General features: G+C 66.0%; 16 protein-coding genes and 1 tRNA gene. 7 read left to right on the top strand and 10 right to left on the bottom strand.

The window, feature by feature from the left end:
• Positions 1-737: 737 nt before the first annotated feature.
• From DES45_RS17805 to DES45_RS17795, 3 genes are all read right to left on the bottom strand, one after another.
• Entirely contained in the window at positions 738-998 is a 261-nt protein-coding gene (locus DES45_RS17805) for a DUF2312 domain-containing protein (RefSeq protein WP_114771390.1), read from the bottom strand.
• Positions 999-1059: 61 nt separating this feature from the next.
• On the bottom strand, positions 1060-1365 hold the full coding sequence (locus tag DES45_RS17800; protein WP_114771389.1) for a DUF1244 domain-containing protein: 306 nt from the start codon (positions 1363-1365) through the stop codon (positions 1060-1062).
• A 12-nt stretch (positions 1366-1377) separates the two neighbouring features.
• Positions 1378-2211, bottom strand: a complete 834-nt coding sequence (locus DES45_RS17795; protein ID WP_114771388.1) for an N-formylglutamate amidohydrolase — start codon at positions 2209-2211, stop codon at positions 1378-1380.
• A 97-nt stretch (positions 2212-2308) separates the two neighbouring features.
• Between DES45_RS17795 and DES45_RS17790 the strand changes: the two genes are divergently transcribed.
• The 3 genes from DES45_RS17790 (at position 2309) to pyk (ending at position 5330) form a co-directional block, all read left to right on the top strand.
• Positions 2309-3211, top strand: coding sequence for a DMT family transporter (locus tag DES45_RS17790; protein WP_114771387.1), 903 nt, complete (start codon positions 2309-2311; stop codon positions 3209-3211).
• 218 nt (positions 3212-3429) lie between these two features.
• On the top strand, positions 3430-3891 hold the full coding sequence (locus DES45_RS17785) for a DUF1036 domain-containing protein (RefSeq protein ID WP_114771386.1): 462 nt from the start codon (positions 3430-3432) through the stop codon (positions 3889-3891).
• 2 nt (positions 3892-3893) lie between these two features.
• On the top strand, positions 3894-5330 hold the full coding sequence (gene pyk, locus DES45_RS17780) for a pyruvate kinase (RefSeq protein WP_114771597.1): 1437 nt from the start codon (positions 3894-3896) through the stop codon (positions 5328-5330).
• A gap of 30 nt (positions 5331-5360) precedes the next feature.
• On the opposite strand, the gene DES45_RS17775 is transcribed toward pyk, so the two are convergent.
• The 4 genes from DES45_RS17775 to cpdR all read right to left on the bottom strand — a co-directional run bounded on the left by DES45_RS17775 (position 5361) and on the right by cpdR (position 6721).
• On the bottom strand, positions 5361-5960 hold the full coding sequence (locus DES45_RS17775; protein WP_114771385.1) for a tetratricopeptide repeat protein: 600 nt from the start codon (positions 5958-5960) through the stop codon (positions 5361-5363).
• A 70-nt stretch (positions 5961-6030) separates the two neighbouring features.
• Positions 6031-6156 (bottom strand): type B 50S ribosomal protein L36, encoded by a 126-nt coding sequence (ykgO, locus tag DES45_RS17770; protein ID WP_009763379.1) that lies wholly within the window; start codon positions 6154-6156, stop codon positions 6031-6033.
• A 43-nt stretch (positions 6157-6199) separates the two neighbouring features.
• Positions 6200-6274: transfer RNA gene (locus DES45_RS17765), tRNA-Val, on the bottom strand.
• A gap of 90 nt (positions 6275-6364) precedes the next feature.
• On the bottom strand, positions 6365-6721 hold the full coding sequence (cpdR, locus tag DES45_RS17760; protein ID WP_114771384.1) for a cell cycle two-component system response regulator CpdR: 357 nt from the start codon (positions 6719-6721) through the stop codon (positions 6365-6367).
• Positions 6722-6895: 174 nt separating this feature from the next.
• Between cpdR and DES45_RS17755 the strand changes: the two genes are divergently transcribed.
• Positions 6896-7786: an N-formylglutamate amidohydrolase gene (locus tag DES45_RS17755; protein ID WP_114771383.1), complete on the top strand. Its 891-nt coding sequence runs from the start codon at positions 6896-6898 to the stop codon at positions 7784-7786.
• 172 nt (positions 7787-7958) lie between these two features.
• Here the strand turns inward: DES45_RS17755 and DES45_RS17750 are convergent, their stop codons facing one another.
• Complete coding sequence (locus DES45_RS17750; protein ID WP_114771382.1) at positions 7959-9218, bottom strand: MFS transporter; 1260 nt, start codon at positions 9216-9218, stop codon at positions 7959-7961.
• Between the two features lie 137 nt (positions 9219-9355).
• On the opposite strand from DES45_RS17750, the gene hisN reads away from it, so the two are divergent.
• Positions 9356-10138, top strand: a complete 783-nt coding sequence (gene hisN / locus DES45_RS17745) for a histidinol-phosphatase (protein ID WP_114771381.1) — start codon at positions 9356-9358, stop codon at positions 10136-10138.
• On the opposite strand, the gene DES45_RS17740 is transcribed toward hisN, so the two are convergent.
• Positions 10058-11116, bottom strand: a complete 1059-nt coding sequence (locus tag DES45_RS17740) for an alpha/beta fold hydrolase (RefSeq protein WP_245571779.1) — start codon at positions 11114-11116, stop codon at positions 10058-10060. The genes hisN and DES45_RS17740 overlap by 81 nt on opposite strands.
• 189 nt (positions 11117-11305) lie before the next feature.
• Here DES45_RS17740 and DES45_RS17735 point away from each other — a divergent pair, with 189 nt between their 5' ends.
• A complete protein-coding gene (locus tag DES45_RS17735; protein ID WP_114771380.1) occupies positions 11306-11764 on the top strand; it encodes an Hsp20 family protein in 459 nt (152 codons plus the stop codon).
• Between the two features lie 178 nt (positions 11765-11942).
• Here the strand turns inward: DES45_RS17735 and DES45_RS17730 are convergent, their stop codons facing one another.
• Entirely contained in the window at positions 11943-13019 is a 1077-nt protein-coding gene (locus tag DES45_RS17730; protein ID WP_114771379.1) for a threonine aldolase family protein, read from the bottom strand.
• Positions 13020-13522: 503 nt separating this feature from the next.
• On the opposite strand from DES45_RS17730, the gene gltB reads away from it, so the two are divergent.
• Positions 13523-18241 (top strand): glutamate synthase large subunit, encoded by a 4719-nt coding sequence (gltB, locus tag DES45_RS17720; protein ID WP_114771377.1) that lies wholly within the window; start codon positions 13523-13525, stop codon positions 18239-18241.

The raw sequence follows: 18241 nt of genomic DNA, 5'->3' as shown, positions 1-18241 counted from the left end.
CCTCAGGAGGATCGTGCTCCTATCTTAGGCCTTACCACCTCTCAGCCCATTCATCCACTGCCACTGTCCTCAACGAATAGCGGAATCCGAACAGTAAAGTATATGAGACACGGTTCAGCCTCAGGGAGGCGAGCAGTTCGGCTGCCGTTACCTAGGAGGTAAAACAGTGGACCCAGAGGGCATGTAGAGGGAAACCGTTACTGGCAAAATCGATATGGTAGCGGCAGTCGCAGTCCGTTCGGAGAGCCCTTTTATTCCCGGACCTGATTTTCATTTCGATCGAACGATAGAAACCGCGTCCGTTAGAGCGACGAGGCTCCCCGGTTTCCAAGCACATCAAGGGAAACCCTGGCTCTTCTGCAAGCACGCGTAAAGGCTATTACCTCCCTCTCCCTACAGCGCCTGCACTGACCGAAGATCCGAACCCAGCGCTAGTTTGGACCGGACGATGCCGAGTCGAGTGCCTGCCATCCCGCCGTGCACGGGTCTCAACGGCACAGCAGAGCTATGGGCATACTGTTGCTGTTCTATGGCAGGGGGGCGGGCTGGGTGCCGTCCGGCCGGCTACGGCGCTATGGAGGGCGCGCCGGCCGGACGGCACCCAGCCCTATCAGAATCTGGATACCCGTCGCGGGTGGCAGATCCGCCAGTTACCTTCGTCTCCTATGTATTGCTTCTCCCGCGTCTAATTCCACGCGTGTTGCGCATGGGATTCCTCATGCGCAACACCTGTGAAACTAGATCGTCATTCCGAGCGCCTGCATGTAGAGCTCGAGGATGGCCTCCTCCTCCTGGCGCTCGGCGTAGTCGCGCTTGCGGAGGGCGATGATCTTGCGGAGCACCTTGGTGTCGAAGCCGTTGCCCTTGGCCTCGGCGTAGACGTCCTTGATGTCGCCCGCGATGCCGGCCTTCTCCTCCTCCAGGCGCTCGATGCGCTCGATGAAGGCCTTGAGCTGGTCGGCGGCGACCGATTCGGTTTGAAATGCTGCGTCGTCCATAGGTTCAGCCTTTGATAGATGCCATTGCGGCCAGGGTTACGTCCATTTGGTTGAGGCCGCTTTAATGCGACGGCTTCGATTCCTCAAAGGCCTTCAGCTGCGTGGCCGTCGCCTCGCGCTGGTGGCGCTCCTTCCATTCCTCGTAGGGCATGCCGTAGACGTAAGTCCGGCTCTCGTCCTTCGAGAGGGAAACCCCGCGTTCGTCGGCGGCGTCCTTCAGCCAGTTCGATAGGCAGTTGCGGCAAAACCCGGCGAGATTCATGAGGTCGATGTTCTGCACGTCGGTGCGCTGGCGCAGATGCTCCAGCAGCCTGCGGAAGGCGGCGGCCTCCAGCTCGGTCCGGGTGACGGCGTCGATGTGCTTCATGGGTTCCCTCCCTCAGTGCCGGCGCAGCCGCTCGCGGGTCCGCGATGCGTGAACCTTCGGAGAGCGCAGGCTCTCCCGGGCAGCGAGAGGCTTGAGGAGGCGGGCGAAGCGCTCGGCCCATTCCTCGGCGCCCCCGTCCGACGCGATCAGGTCCTGCCGGATCTCGATCAGCGCATTGGCGAGACCTCGGGCGGTTGCATGGCGGTCGACCGTGTCGCCGGCCAGGGCCCCATCATAGGGCTCGTTGTCGCCGACCACGAGTCCGTCCTCCGCCGACAGGCCGTCGAGCAGGGGGCGGGCGAAGCGGTCGTCGGCGTCCCACAGGATGCCCACGTGCCAGGGGCGCGGCCAGCCGCGCCAGATCGGCGTGAAGCTGTGCACCGTCACGATCACCGGCGGGTGGCCCGCTTTCATGGCCGTCTCGATCGCCGCCGTGATCGCCGCGTCGTAGGGGTCGTAGAAGCGCGCGATGCGCGCCGCCACCTCGGCTTCGTCCACCGCGGCGTTGCCGGGCACGACCGCCCCGTCCGAGAGGCGCATCACTAGGGTCGGATCGTCCCGGCCCCGGTTGGGATCGATGATCAGCCGCGAGAACCGAGTGAGGATCGCCGGCGCCCGGAGCCTGCGGGCGAGAGACCGGGTCACCGCGGCGGCGCCGATGTCGTAGGCGATGTGGCGCTCGAACTGCTCGGCCGGCAGTCCGAGATCGGACAGGTCCGGCGGCACCGCATTCGAGGCGTGGTCGCACAGGATCAGGACGCCCGAATTGAGCGCGCCTTCGATGATTTCGACCGGGTGAGGCTCAAAGGAGGGGTTGGCGAACTTGAGCGCGGCAGAGGACTGCATGACTGGGAAGAGAATGGTTGGAGGATCGAGGAAAAGCCTTAAACTGCCCCTGATAACAAGACAACGCGACCCATTCGCGCAACATTGTATAGCACGCATGTCCTCCCCTTCGACAACAGTCCGTCTCGAGACGGGCTACGCCACCGCCTTCGCGGCCCTGTGCCTCGGCGCGGTCGCCATGGGCATCTCGCCCATTTTCGTGCGCTTCGCGTCGGCCGATGTCGGGCCCTTCGCCAGCGCATTCTGGCGGGTGGCCCTGTCGCTTCCGATTCTCTACGCCTGGATGCGGATCGAGGTCGCGAAGGCGCCGGCGGGGGCGCCCCGGTCATCCTTCAGCAAGGCGTCGGTCCTGGCCGGCCTCGCCTTCACGGGCGATCTCTTCTTCTGGCACTTGTCGATTCTCAGCACCACGGTCGCCAACGCCACCTTCTTCGCCACCATGGCGCCTCTCTTCGTGATCCTGATCGTCTGGCTCGTCCTGAAGCAGCGCATCGCACGGGGCACGGTGGTCGGCCTCGGCCTCTGCCTGCTCGGCGGGGCGGCACTCATCGGGCAGAGCCTGCAGGTGGACCCGGGCCGCATCCGGGGCGACCTCTACGGGGTCGCCACGGCTTTCTTCTTCGGCCTCTACTTCATCGCCGTCGGCCGGGCGCGCGAGACCGTGGGGGCCGCCCAGGTGACGTTCGAGGCCGGCGTGGTGACGAGTGCAGCCCTTCTCGTGATCGCGGTCCTGTTCGACACGCGGGTGGTGCCGCAGACGCTGGAGGGCATCATGGCCCTCACCGCCATGGCGTTCATCAGCCATGCGGGAGGCCAGGGCCTGCTCTCGATCGCACTCGGGCGGCTGCCGCCGGTCTTCTCCTCCCTGGTGATCTTCCTCGAAGCGGTCGCCGCAGCCGTATTTGGCTGGCTGATCCTCAACGAGGCGCTCACTCTCGTGCAGAGCCTGGGCGGCGCCCTGATCCTCATCGGCATCTGGGCCGCGAGGCCCAAAACCTGAGCCTCCTCCGGCGCCGGACCATCCGCCTGTTTTCCTATCCACACGGGGAGGATGGCGCCTCCGGCTGCCCTCCGACAGGAACTTTAGCGGGCTAAATTCGCAACATTCCCGCAGGCGGGACTTGATGCGGCGGCGCTTCTGAACGACAACGATTCGACATAGTTCTCGAAGCATTGTGCGATCTCGTTCATCCCGAATCGACCTGAACCGAAACATCCATGAAGGCCGCATCTCTCATTTCGGCTCCGAGCCGGCGGCGAAGCCTTGGGCTCGCCATCGCCCTTCTCGGGGGAGGATTCCTGTCCGCATCCCCGGCCAAGGCGGACCTGCGCCTGTGCAACATGACGTCGAGCCGGGTCGGCGTGGCTCTCGGCTATCGCGACACGCAGGGCTGGATCACGGAGGGATGGTGGAACCTGAACTCGCGCGGCTGCGAAACCCTGCTCAAGGGCCAACTCGCCGGGCGCTTCTACTACATCTACGCGATCGACTACGACCGGGGCGGCGAATGGAGCGGACGCTCCTTCATGTGCACGCGGGAGCGCGAGTTCACGATCCGCGGCACTGAGGATTGCCTGGCCCGCGGCTTCGACCGCAGCGGCTTCTTTGAGGTCGATACAGGCGAACAGAAGAGCTGGACCATCCAGCTGACGGAAACCAACCGCCCAGGGGGGCCATGATGATGAGACGCGCGCGGCGCACGAAGATCCTCGCGACTTTAGGACCGGCTTCCGAGAATCCCGAGATGATCGCGAAGCTGTTCCAGGCCGGTGCGGACGTCTTCCGCCTGAACATGAGCCATCTCAGCCGCGAGCGGCTGAAGGAGCGGGTCGAGATGATCCGCGCCGTCGAGGCCAAGTTCAAGCGCCCCATCGCCATCCTGGCGGACCTGCAGGGGCCGAAGCTGCGCGTAGGCACCTTCGAGGGCGACAGCGCCATGCTGGTGAAGGGCCAGAAATTCACCCTCGACGCCGACCAGGCCTCGGGCAGCGCGGACCGCGTGCATCTGCCCCATCCCGAGATCCTGTCGTCCCTGGAGCCGGGGCATACGGTCCTGATCGACGACGGCAAGCTGCGGCTTCGCGTGAAGAGCGTGAAGAAGGGCTCCGCCACCACGGAGGTCGAGGTTGCGGGCAAGATCTCCAACCGCAAGGGCGTGAGCCTCCCCGACACGGTCATTCCGGTGGCCGCCATGACCGAGAAGGACCGCTCCGACCTGGAGGCGGCCCTTGATGCGGGCGTCGACTGGATCGCTCTCTCCTTCGTGCAACGCCCCGAGGACGTGGCCGAGGTGAAGAAGGTGGCGCGCGGCCGCGCGCTCGTCATGGCGAAGCTCGAGAAGCCGCAGGCGATCACGCGCCTCGACGAGATCATGGAGATCTCCGACGCCGTCATGGTGGCCCGCGGCGACCTTGGCGTGGAGATGCCGCTCGAGAAGGTTCCCGGAATCCAGAAGCGGATCGTTCGCGCCGCCCGCCGGCTCGGCAAGCCGGTCGTGGTCGCGACCCAGATGCTGGAATCGATGATCCAGTCCCCTGTCCCGACCCGAGCGGAAGTCTCCGACGTGGCGACCGCCGTCTATGACGGCGCGGATGCCGTGATGCTGTCGGCCGAGAGCGCCTCGGGCCACTTCCCCATCGAGGCGGTCTCGACCATGAACCGCATCGCCGAGGAGGTCGAGCAGGACCAGAGCTACTGGTCGATCATGCGCACCCTGAACGCTGAGCCCGAGGCGACCGGATCGGACGCCATCGCGGCAGGCGCGCACCAGATTGCCGATACCCTCAACCTGAAGACCGTGGCGGCCTGGACCTCGTCGGGCGCCACCGCCTTCCGCATCGCCCGCGAGCGGCCGAACTCGACCGTCATGGCCCTCACGCCGAGCCAGCACACGGCCCGCCGCCTGGCACTCGTCTGGGGCGTGCACCCGATCCGAACCAAGGATGCGAGCGACATCGACGACATGACGTTCCGGGCCTGCAAGTTCGCGATGCGCGAGGGCATCTCCAACGTCGGGGACCGAATCATCATCGTGGCGGGCGTCCCCTTCGGCACGCCGGGCGCCACCAACATGGTGCGGATCGCCTTCGTCAGCCAGGAGCACGCAGCCCAGGCCTGACGCCACACAGCGGAGCGATGGCCGGCGGGGTCAGAGATCCTGGCCGGCCACTTCGTGATCGAGCTTGGTCACGAGGGTTTGCAGCATCTCGATCTGCGGATTGATCTTCAGCGCCCTGCGAAAGGCCTCCAGCGCCCGGGCCTTGTCCTCGGAGGCCATCAGGATGTGGCCGAGACCGGTCCAGGCGCTGAAATGCCGGGGCTCGAGCTTGAGGGCCTGGTACAGGTCCGCCATGGCGCCGACCGGATCGTCAAGCTGGTAGAAGAGGGTCGCCCGCCGATACCAGGCCTCGGCCCAGTTCGGCTCGAGCACCAGCACCCGGTCGAGCAGCTCGATCGACAGGGGATAATTCTTTTCCTTGAATGCCTCGGTGGCGCGGCTCAGGAGCAGGTCGGCGGTATCGGAGCCGGAGCGGGAGAAGCGGCGCTCGATGAGCGATGCGATTCCTTGCGCCTCGCGCTCGGATTCGGCCTTCGACAAGCGATCGAACAGCTCATCCAGGGTCGAGGGACGCGGGGCCTCCCGGGCCGGCGGCGCGGGATCCTGCTGCGGGCGCGCCTTCTCCTGCGCTCCGGCAGGGAGCGCCGTCAGGCCCAAGAATGCGGTCAGCAGGCACGCAAAAAAGCGCATGCCGGGATTTTAGGATCCCGGCATGCGACGTCAATTCAAGAAAGTGTGCGGCGTTGCCGCGCAGAAAGGCTTAGCCCTGACGAGCCTTGTAGCGCTTCTGGGTCTTGTTGATGATGTAGACCCGGCCCTTGCGACGAACCAGCTGGTTGTCGCGGTGACGGCCGCGGATCGACTTCAACGAGTTACGGATCTTCATATCCGGTCTCCTGCGGCCCTTCGGGAAGGCCGGAAAAAGCAAATGGTGGGCGCGGCTGGGATCGAACCAGCGACCCCTACGATGTCAACGTAGTGCTCTCCCGCTGAGCTACGCGCCCGAGAAACGATGAACTTTTGGGTCTCGCTTCAGGTGTGGGGGCGATATACCGGCAAGCGCCCGAGGACGCAAGCGGTCTGGCGAACCTTTTTCAGGCCGCCATCATTTTCTCGACCTCGTTGACGAGATCGCGCAGGTGGAACGGCTTCGAAAGCACCTTCGCGTCGCGGGGAGCCTGCGAATCCGGGTTGAGCGCGACCGCCGCGAAGCCGGTGATGAACATCACCTTGATGTCCGGGTCGAGCTCCGTGGCCCGGCGGGCCAGCTCGATGCCGTCCATCTCCGGCATGACGATGTCCGTCAGCAAGAGCTCGAAGGGCTCCTCCCGCAGGCGGTTATAGGCCGAGAGGCCGTTGTCGAACGAGGCTACGTCGTAGCCTGCGTTCTGCAGCGCCTTCACCAGAAAGCGTCGCATGTCGTTGTCGTCTTCGGCGAGAAGAATCTTCATCGGCTGCCAACCCCGAATCGTGGCGGATGTGTCTGAGCCTTCATGACTCCTCACGGTAAATAAGCCGTGAAAGTTGGACGCAGAAGAGAAGCAATATAGCCATGGACAGACGGGAGCGCTGCCTTACACTATCCCGACCCTGTTTCCTCTCCTTCCGGCAGAACCATTACCCTGATGCGGCCAGTCATCGCTGACGAGTTCGAACCTCCCTATGTCGTTGTCGAGCCCACGGGGCACACGGCTCCCTTCGTGTTCAACGTTCCCCATGCGGGCGCAGTCTATCCGACCTCCTTCCTGTCGGAATCCCGGCTGGACGCGATGGCCCTGCGCCGGTCCGAGGACGCCTTCGTGGACGAACTCTTCGCCGGAGCCCCCGGGCTCGGGGCGCCGCTCATGGCCGCCCGCTTCCCCCGGGCCTATCTCGACCTGAACCGGGAGCCCTACGAGCTCGACTCCCGCATGTTCGACGGCAGGCTTCCGCCCTTCGCCAACACCCGCTCCATGCGGGTCGCCGGCGGGCTCGGCACCATTCCCCGGATCGTGGCCGACGGCCAGGAGATCTACGGCTCCCGCCTTTCGGTGGAGGAGGCGCTGCACCGGATCGAATGGCTCTACAAGCCCTATCACCGCACCCTTCGGCAGCTGATCCGCAGGACGTCCCAAGCCTTCGGACACGCGGTCCTCATCGACTGCCATTCCATGCCGTCGAGCAGCGTGAGCCGCGACGACGGCGCCAAGGCCGACATCGTCCTGGGCGACCGGTACGGCACGAGCTGCGCCGTCGTGCTGGTCGATCTGGTGGAGGCCGCCCTCCGGGGGCGCGGCTACACTGTGGTGCGGAACAAGCCCTATGCGGGTGGCTTCATCACCGAGCACTACGGCGAGCCCGCTCTCGGACGGCACGCGCTCCAGGTCGAGATCAACCGCGCGATCTACATGGACGAGCGCAGCATGCAGAAGAAGCCTCGCTTCGCGGCGGTCGCCAGCGACATGACCCAGGTCTTCGCCCAGGTGATCGGCGACCTCTCGGGAGGCTTGATGCCCCGGCAGATCGCAGCCGAGTAGGCCCGCCCCGGACGGCCAAGCTTCAGGCAAGAAAAAAGGCCGCTGTCTCCAGCGGCCCGAAGTTTAGGGAGGAAACGCCCAAGAAGGGCAGCGATACGGCGACGCCATCGCCATATCGCAGTGCAACAATTACACCGCGCCGCACAAATTGCAACAGAAAATCTCGCTTTTTCTATGCTTTGTACGCATGGGTGCTCGGATGAGGATCAATAGCCCCTCTATAAATGAGCAGGCTCAGGAGCAGCCAACCCGCTAAAGCGGCAAAAACGGCCCTGTACCCTTCCGGCAGGTAGATCCCGCCCTCCCCGGCCCCGACCGCATCCATCAGCAGGCCGGTCACGCTCTGGGACAGGAAGGCGCCCCCGATCGAGCCGATATTCATCAGGGTGATTCCCCGCCCGGTCAGCTGCGGCGGGAACAGGGACTTTCCGTGGGCTGTCAGGATCGGCGTGAACGCGATGGAGAGGCCGAAGAGGCCGAACCACACGGGAGCCGCCGCGCGGTCCAGGGGAAAGAGGGCCAGGACGGCGAGGAGCAGGACGCTCGCCCCGCCGCCGAGCAGGACAGGCCGCTTGTAGCTGCCCCAGTAGCGGTCCATGGCGCCCCAGAGGAGGAGCCCAGCCATCTGGGCCGCGGCACCGACCAGCAGGATGTTGCCGCGGGTCGTGAGGTCCGCCCCATGCACGTCCGTGAGCCAGGGACCGCCCCAGAGCCCCACCATGGTGGCGAAGGACGAATACGCGGTTAGATGGACGAAGAAGACCGGCCAGAACGAGCGGACCTTCAGGGCGGCCCCGACCCCGCGGAAGGTCTGCGACCAGCTTTCCCGCTCGCGGTCCGTGCCGGCGTCCTTCGGCACGATCCAGGCGACGGCGAGCGCCACGGCCACGGTCAGGAGCGCCACCCCGAGGAAGGACGAGCGCCACCCGAAGGCGGCCGCGGAGGCCGCGAGAGGCGCCGTCGCCGAGAGGGTCCCGATATTGGCGAACCCCATCTGCAGGCTCGTCAGGCTGGCGAACCGCTCGGGCGGGAAGCGCCGCGCATAGATCACCAGCGGAGCCATGAAGAAGGTGGAGCAGCCGAGCCCCATCAGGGCGCGGGAGGCGATCAGGGCCGGAGCGGACGGCGCGACGGCGAACAGAGCCGTTCCGGCGATCGCCAGGACGGAGGTCGCCAGCATGGTCCTTTTCGGGCCGTAGCGGTCGATGGCGATGCCGACCGGGATCTGGGCCGCCGCGAAGGACAGGAAGAACGAGCTCGAGAGAAGCCCGATCTGGGTCGCCGAGAGGCCGAGTTCCCGGGCGAGATCATGCGCGATGACGCCGACGGAGTTCCGGAGGAACTGGCTGACCGCATAGATGGCCACGAGAGCGACGATCAGCAGGAGAGCGGTCTCGGTGCGGGCCGGGGCGGCCCTGGACAGGGAGGTCATGCCGTTGCGGGATCCGATGGGGCGAAAGCGCCCTGCTGCGACGGAATCTCTTGCCGCGCAGGGAGCGGTTGATAAAAGCGGATCGATCCCGGCTCGCCAAGACCACCGGGCATGAAAGACAGAGGATATCGGGCGCCATGGGGCTCATCGACTTCAAGCACTTCGTCAACGAGCTCGCGACCTTGTCCGGTCAGGCGATCCTCCCCTTCTTCCGCACTTCCATCGCGAGCGAGGACAAGTCGCGCGGCGGCGCCTTCGACCCGGTCACGGAAGCGGACCGGGCGAGCGAGGCCACCATGCGCCAGCTCATCAAGCGCACCTTCCCGACCCATGGCATCATCGGCGAGGAGTTCGGGTCCGAGCGGACGGATGCGGAGTATGTCTGGGTGCTCGATCCGATCGACGGCACCCGCGCCTTCATTTCAGGGCTCCCCACCTGGGGCACGCTGATCGGCCTCACCCGCAACGGCCGGCCGGTCTTCGGCATGATGCACCAGCCCTTCACGGGCGAGCGCTTCTTCGGCGACGGCGGCAGCGCCACGTTCCGGGGCCCCGGGGGCGAGCGCAAGCTCATGACCCGCCGCTGCGCGTCGCTCAAGGATGCGGTGATCTCCACCACGAGCCCACGGCTCTTCGCCGGCGAGGAGCTGCGCGCCTACGACCGGGTCGAGAGCGTCGCCCGGCTCGCGCGCTACGGCTGCGACTGCTACGCCTATTGCATGCTGGCGGCCGGCCATATCGACCTCGTGGTCGAATCCGGCCTCAAGCCGTACGACATCGTGGCGCTGATCCCGATCATCGAGGGCGCCGGCGGCATCGTCACCGCCTGGGACGGCGGCTCAGCCGCTGAGGGCGGGCGCATCGTCGCGGCTGGGGACCGCAGGGTCCACGCCGCCGCGGTCGAGCTCCTCAGCCGCTGATTTATCGGCTGCCGACACATCGCCTGGGATCGCCCTGTCGGGGCTGCCGGGGATGAACGCGTCGAAGGCGGCCCAGAACTGCTCGCGGATCGGGTCCCGCTCCATGAGGATCTCGTGGCGCGCGCCGGGAATGACGATGGCGTGCCCGGCCTTCAGCCGGGCCGCGAACCGCTCCGTGGCCGGCGTTGCGCAGACCGGATCGGCACCGGCCGCGATCACCAGGGTGGGCAGGCGGATCCTCATGGCGAAGCGCGGATCGGTGAAGCGCTTCATGAACCGGAACGCCGAATCGAGCCAGGAGACCGTCGGGGCCCCGATGGCGCCTTCGCCGATCGCATGCGCCACATGGGCGTTGCGGGCATAGCGCACCGGGTCGCCCGTGAGGCGATTGCCTTTGAACGGCATGGTGCTGATCGAGGTTTCGCCACCGCCCGGCACGAAGGCGCGGCCGAAGCCGAGAAACTTGAGCACCCTGACAGTCCCGACCGTCCAGAGCGAGTGCCGGATGATGCACAGGGCGATCATCGGCGTGGTGGTGACGAGGCGCCGGAACGGGAGCCAACCCTCATAGGCCGCGTTCAGGGCGATGGCACCGCCCATGGAATGGGCGAGCGCGAAATGCGGCGCGGGCATGTAGGGCACGAGGACCTGATCGCGGATCGCCTCCAGGTCCCGGCGATAATCGGAGAAGCGCCGGACATGCCCTTTCCGCGGGTTGCCGACCTGCCGCCCGGAGAGCCCCTGCCCCCGCCAGTCGAACGCCACCACCGCGAAGCCCCGCTCGCGCAATTCGCCGATCACCTCGAAATACTTCTCGATGAACTCCGCCCGGCCCTGAAGGACGCAGACCGTGCCCCGCACCTCGCCGGAGGCGGGCATCCACCTGGCGGCCCTCAGGACGATGCCGTCTTGCGTCTTCACGCTGACCAGGGTCGGATCGGACGGGATGGGGTTGTCGGGGGCGTCGTATAACTGCACGGCACGGATCTCACAGGGCGAACTCGGTCTTTTTATAGGGCGCAAGCGCCCGGCGCCATGCGACTCTTGACAGGAAAAATGGCCGTTCCCACATCAGGTTCATGCCGGCCATGACGGCGGCATGAACCCGGATCCAGCCCATTGCGGTGGATCGCCCATCTGCATGTTGCTTCACTTGGAGGATATGCCATGCGTCAGTTTGATCTTGCTCCCCTGTACCGCAACACGGTCGGCTTCGACCGTCTGTTCTCGATGCTCGACCAATTCGTCGGCGTCGATGCCTCTTCCAGCTATCCGCCCTACAACATCGAGCGCACCGGCGAGAATGCCTATCGCATCTCCGTCGCTGTCGCCGGTTTCACGGACCGTGACCTCACGATCGAGGTGAAGGAGAACACCCTCTCGGTCCGCGGCGAGAGGAAGAATTCGGAAGAGCGCAAGTCCGACGTCCTCTACCAGGGCATCGCGGCCCGCACCTTCGAGCGGCGCTTCCAGCTTGCCGACGGCGTCCAGGTGGTCGGCGCGGCCCTCGAGAACGGCCTGCTCCATGTGGACCTCGTCCGCGAGATCCCGGAGACCAAGAAGCCGAAGCTCATCCCGATTGCGTCGGGCAGCGCCCAGACGATCGAGGCCAAGCACGCCGCTTAAACGTCGTTCACAACGAGCAAAAAAAGAGCGCCCCGGTTGATCCGGGGCGCTTTTTTATTGGCGAAACCTGGTCCCTTGAATTCCCGCGGGGGCTTGGAGGACACCCCTTTGGTCAGCGGTCTCGAGGGGATAGATCACGGGAGAATGCGGCACGGTTAGGGCAAAATCTTCCCTAACGTCATTCCGCGGCCTGCCGGGACACGGCCGAGCGGGCGATATCCACAAGCTGGCGCACCTCCTCCTCGGCGGTCGCGAAGGAGACCACGAGCCGAATCAGGGCCTCGTCCGAACCGACGCGCTCGTCCTCGGCAAGGCTGGCTTCGGTCCAGCCCAGATACTGGAGCCCGGCGGCCTTGAACGCTTGATCGACCAGTTTCGGCACGATCGGGAAGACCTCGTTGGCTTCAGTCGGCCAGGCGAGCCGTACGCCCGGAACGGCAGCGAGGCCCTCCGAGAGAAGCGTGGCCATGCGGTTGGCGTGGCGGGCATTGGCGTACCAATGGTCGTCCGCGAAGTAGCCTTCGAACTGCGCCGCGATGAGGCGGCCCTTGGAGATGATCTGGCCGGCGCGCTTGGCCCGGTAATCCAGGGCCTCCGCCAGGGCGGGATTGAAGACCACGATGGCCTCCGCCATGAGGCAGCCGTTCTTCGTGCCGCCGAAGGACAGGATGTCGACGCCCTGCTTCCAGGTCATCTCGGCCGGGGTGCAGCCAAGGGACACCAGGGCGTTGGCAAAGCGCGCCCCGTCCATGTGCAGGAACAGGCCGTGCTCCCGGCAGGTCTGGCTCAGGGCCGCGATCTCGTCGAGGCCGTAGACCATGCCGCATTCCGTCACCTGGGAGATCGACAACGCCTTCGGGGGCATCTGCTTGACCGCCTTCGGCAATCCCCTGACGTAGGCCGAGACCGTCCCGGCCGTCAGCTTGCCGCCGACGCCCGGCAGGCCGACGAGCTTGGCCCCGTGCATGAAGAATTCCGGCGCGCCGCACTCGTCGTCGATGACATGCGCCTCCTGGTGGCAGATGCACAGTCCCCAGGGCGGAACCGCCGAGGCGAGCGCAAGCGCATTGGCGGCCGTGCCCGTCGTTACCAGGAACACCGAGACGTCGCGCTCGAAAATCGCCGAGAACTGCGCCTTCACGCGCTTAGTGATCTCGTCGTTGCCGTAGGCCGGCAGCGCGCCGCCGTTGGACTGCACGATCGCCTGCAGGACCTGGGCGCTCGCCCCCACGATGTTGTCGCTCGCAAAATTCATGAATCAGCTCTCCTCGGGCGTGCAGCCTCCCGACCGGAGCGCACATGTCAAGATCATTGACCTATTGGAGAAGACTTTCGTTCACGAGGGGGCCAAACGTCGCTTTGTTGCACGCCGTTGCGCGGAGTTGAAACTTTTGTCTAAAATATTTCCAAAACCCCTTGTGCACTGCCGCGATCTCTGGCAGTTTGCAGGCATTAGGACAGCGATGCTGTCCCATTTGGGGTGCCTGCGCCCCGTGGCCCTGAGGTTTTCTTGATGCTTCGCCTGACGCGAACGAAACGAGATACCAAAAATACTGCCCGCAAAACGTGGGCGGCACGGGCGACTCGCGGCTGAGCTTCAGCCCAGGATGCCCGCGAGGAGCGGGCTCCCCTCCAGGACCCGAGCCTCCAACAACCCAAGAAGCGGTGGGCATCCGGACGATCCAGATCATCCGGCGGACCCGAAAGCCGCCTCAAAGAACCCTGATGACGTGTTCGAATGGATGTAAGGATCTTGGCATGAGCGACGTGTCGAACAAGCGCCTGGAAATCGAAGCCTCGACCCGTGCGGCCGCCAAAACCGATACGGCCCTGGTTGTCCGGGACCCGGCCCTGCCCAAGCTCCAAGGTCTCTACGATCCAGGCAACGAGCAGGATTCCTGCGGCGTCGGCTTCATCGCCGACATGAAGAACCGCAAGTCCCATGCGATCGTCGAGCAGGGCCTCCAGATCCTCCTGAACCTCGACCATCGCGGCGCCGTGGGCGCCGACCCGAAGACGGGCGACGGCTGCGGCATCCTCGTCCAGATCCCGCACAAGTTCTTCGCGGCCGAATGCGCCAAGCTCGGCATCTGGCTCCCGGACGCGGGCGAGTACGGCGTCGGCCACCTGTTCATGCCGCGCGACCCGGAGGGCTTCGCGCTCGTCCAGGAGATTGTTACCAAGGCCATCACCGACGAGGGCCTGCAGGTTCTCGGCTGGCGCGACGTGCCGGTGGATTCGAGCGACCTCGGCGAGAGCGTGAAGGCCTCGGAGCCCCAGCACCGGCAGATCTTCATCGGCAAGGGCAAGGGCATGGACGACCAGGAGACGTTCGAGCGTCGCCTGTTCATCGCCCGCAAGGTGATCTCCAACGCCGTCTACGACATGAAGGACCCGCGCACGGCAGGCTACTACCCGGTCAGCCTGTCCTCGCGCACCATCGTGTACAAGGGCATGGTGCTCGTGGGCCAGCTCGGCGGCTACTACAAGGACCTCCAGGACCCGCGCTTCGAGAGCGCCATCGCGCTCGTGCACCAGCGCTTCGCCACCAACACCTTCCCGACCTGGCAGCTCGCGCATCCCTACCGCATGGTCGCCCATAACGGCGAGATCAACACCCTGCGCGGCAACGTGAACTGGATGGCGGCGCGCCAGGCCTCCGTCGACTCCGACCTCTTCGGCAACGACATCTCGAAGCTCTGGCCGATCTCCTACGAGGGCCAGTCCGACACCGCCTGCTTCGACAACGCCCTCGAATTCCTCGTGCGCGGCGGCTACTCGCTCGCGCACGCCATGATGATGCTGATCCCCGAAGCCTGGGCGGGCAACCCGCTCATGGACGAGGACCGGCGCGCCTTCTACGAGTATCACGCGGCTCTCATGGAGCCGTGGGACGGACCGGCCGCCGTCTGCTTCACCGACGGCAAGCAGATCGGCGCGACGCTGGACCGCAACGGCCTGCGCCCCGCGCGCTACCTCGTGACCGAGGACGGCCTCGTGGTGCTCGCCTCCGAGATGGGCGTGCTGCCGATCCCGGAGGAGAAGATCGTCGAGAAGTGGCGCCTGCAGCCGGGCAAGATGCTCCTCATCGACCTGGAAGAAGGCCGCATCGTCTCCGACGACGAGATCAAGCAGCAGCTCTCGCAGGCGCATCCCTACAAGGACTGGCTGAAGCGCACCCAGATCGTGCTGGAGGACCTGAAGCCCGTCCAGGCGCGCGAGTCGCGCACGGACGTGTCGCTCCTCGACCGCCAGCAGGCCTTCGGCTACACGGCCGAGGATCTCAAGCTCCTGATGCAGCCTATGGCCGTAACGGGCCAGGAGGCGGTCGGATCCATGGGATCGGACACGCCGATCTCCGCGCTCTCCGACAAGCCGAAGCTGCTCTACACCTACTTCAAGCAGAACTTCGCCCAGGTGACGAACCCGCCGATCGACCCGATCCGCGAGGAGCTCGTCATGAGCCTCGTGTCGTTCATCGGTCCGCGCCCGAACATCCTCGACCTCGAGGGCACCTCGCGCCGCAAGCGCCTCGAGGTGCGCCAGCCGATCCTCACCAACGAGGACCTGGAGAAGATCCGCTGCATCGGCCATTTCGAGGACCGCTTCGACACCAAGACCCTCGACATCACCTATCCGTCGGAACTCGGCGCCGCGGCCCTCGACGGGGCGCTGGACCGGCTCTGCGACCGTGCGGAGGCCGCGGTCCACGGCGGCTACAACATCATCATCCTGTCCGACCGCATGGTCGGCCCCGACCGCATCCCGATCCCGGCGCTGCTCGCGACGGCGGCCGTGCACAACTACCTGATCCGCAAGGGCCTGCGCACCTCGGTCGGCCTGGTGCTGGAATCCGGCGAGCCGCGCGAGATCCATCACTTCGCGTGCCTTGCGGGCTACGGCGCGGAGGCCATTAACCCCTACCTTGCCTTCGAGACCATCGCGGCCATGCATGCGGCCGGCGAGCTGCCGGGCGAGGTGGACGAGGACGAGGCGATCAAGCGCTACATCAAGTCGATCGGCAAGGGCCTGCTCAAGGTCATGTCGAAGATGGGCATCTCCACCTACCAGTCCTATTGCGGCGCGCAGATCTTCGACGCGGTCGGCCTGCGCTCCGACTTCGTGAACCGGGACTTCTTCGGCACGGCGACCACCATCGAGGGCATCGGCATGGACGAGGTCTCGGAAGAGACCGTGCGCCGCCACCGCGACGCCTTCGGCGACGCGCCGGTCTACCGTGACGCCCTCGACGTCGGCGGCGAATACGCCTACCGCACCCGCGGCGAGGTCCATGCCTGGAATCCCGACACGGTCGCGACCCTGCAGCATGCAGTGCGCCTCAACGCGCAGGACCGCTACCGCGAGTATGCGCGCCTCGTGAACGAGCAGGAGCACGAGCTCAAGACCATCCGCGGCATGTTCCGCATTAAGATGGCCGAAGAGGCCGACCGCGCGCCCGTCTCCCTCGACGAGGTCGAGCCGGCAGCTGAGATCGTGCGGCGCTTCTCGACGGGCGCCATGTCGTTCGGGTCGATCTCGAAGGAGGCGCACGAGACGCTCGCGCTCGCCATGAACGCCATCGGCGGCAAGTCCAACACCGGCGAAGGCGGCGAGGAGCCGGAGCGTTTCCGTCAGCTGCCAGACGGACGCTCGAAGCGCTCCGCCATCAAGCAGGTGGCCTCCGGCCGCTTCGGCGTAACGACGGAATACCTCGTCAACGCCGACATGATGCAGATCAAGATCGCGCAGGGCGCGAAGCCCGGCGAGGGTGGGCAGCTGCCCGGCCACAAGGTCGACGCCAAGATCGCCCGCGTGCGCCATTCGACGCCCGGCGTCGGCCTGATCTCGCCGCCGCCGCACCACGACATCTACTCGATCGAGGACCTGGCGCAGCTCGTCTTCGACCTGAAGAACGTGAACCCGTCGGCGGACGTGTCGGTGAAGCTCGTGTCGGAAGTGGGCGTCGGCACCGTGGCGGCGGGCGTCGCCAAGGCGCGCGCCGACCACATCACGATCTCGGGCTTCGAGGGCGGCACCGGCGCCTCGCCGCTGACCTCGCTCAAGCATGCCGGCTCCCCGTGGGAGATAGGCCTTGCCGAAACGCAGCAGACTCTCGTGCTGAACCGCCTGCGCGGCCGCGTCGCCCTTCAGGCGGATGGCGGCCTGCGCACGGGGCGGGACGTGGTGATCGCCGCGCTGCTCGGCGCCGACGAGTACGGCTTCTCGACCGCGCCCCTGATCGCCGCCGGCTGCATCATGATGCGCAAGTGCCATCTCAACACCTGCCCGGTGGGCGTCGCCACGCAGGACCCGGTGCTGCGCAAGCGCTTCAAGGGACTGCCCGAGCACGTCATCAACTACTTCTTCTTCGTCGCCGAGGAAGTGCGCGAGATGATGGCCGCCATGGGCTTCAGGACCATCGACGAGATGATCGGCCGCTCCGAGCTCCTCGACAAGAACGGCGCCATCGACCACTGGAAGGCGAAGGGGCTGGATTTCACCCGCATCTTCCACAAGCCCGAGGTCGGGCCGGACGTCCCGGTCCGCCATGTTGAGCGCCAAGTCCATCCGATCGCCGAGGTGCTCGACCGCAGCCTGATCGCTGAGGCGGGTCCTGCCCTGGAGCAGGGCGAGGCCGTCACCATCGAGGCGCGGGTGCGCAGCGCCGATCGCGCGGTGGGCGCCATGCTCTCGGGCGAGGTCGCCAAGCGCTACGGCCACGAGGGATTGCCGGACGACACCATCACGGTGAAGCTGAAAGGCACCGCGGGCCAGAGCTTCGGTGCCTGGCTGGCTGCCGGCGTGACGCTCGCCCTCGAAGGCGAGGCGAACGACTATGTCGGCAAGGGCCTGTCGGGCGGCAAGCTCATCATCCGGCCGTCACCGGATTCCAAGGCCGTGCCGGAGCGCTCCATCGTCGTCGGCAATACGGTGATGTACGGCGCGATCGCGGGCGAGGCCTATTTCCGCGGCGTCGCCGGCGAGCGCTTCGCCGTGCGCAACTCGGGCGCTATCGCGGTGGTCGAGGGCACGGGCGATCACGGCTGCGAGTACATGACCGGCGGCCTCGTGGTCGTGCTCGGCCAGACCGGCCGCAACTTCGCGGCGGGCATGTCGGGCGGCATCGCCTACGTGCTCGACGAGGACGGCACCTTCGCCAAGCGCTGCAACCTCTCCATGGTCGATCTCGAACCCGTCGAGGAGGAGGAGGACCTGATGCGCCGCCTCCACCACCATGGCGGCGATCTGGAGACCAAGGGCCGCATCGACATCATGGCCAACATGTCGGGCCCTGACGAAGAGCGCCTCATGCAGCTCATCACCAACCATCACACCTATACGGGCTCCGCGCGCGCCAAGGAGATCCTCGACCACTGGACAACCTACCGCACGAAGTTCGTAAAGGTCATGCCGGTCGAGTACCGCCGGGCGCTCCAGGAGATGGATCGCCTCAGAACGTTGCAGGCGGCAGAGTAA

Source organism: Microvirga subterranea (assembly GCF_003350535.1).
GTDB lineage: Bacteria > Pseudomonadota > Alphaproteobacteria > Rhizobiales > Beijerinckiaceae > Microvirga > Microvirga subterranea.
The sequence above is the reverse complement of the archived record's forward strand: the minus strand, read 5'-3'. Positions and strand labels throughout refer to the sequence as shown.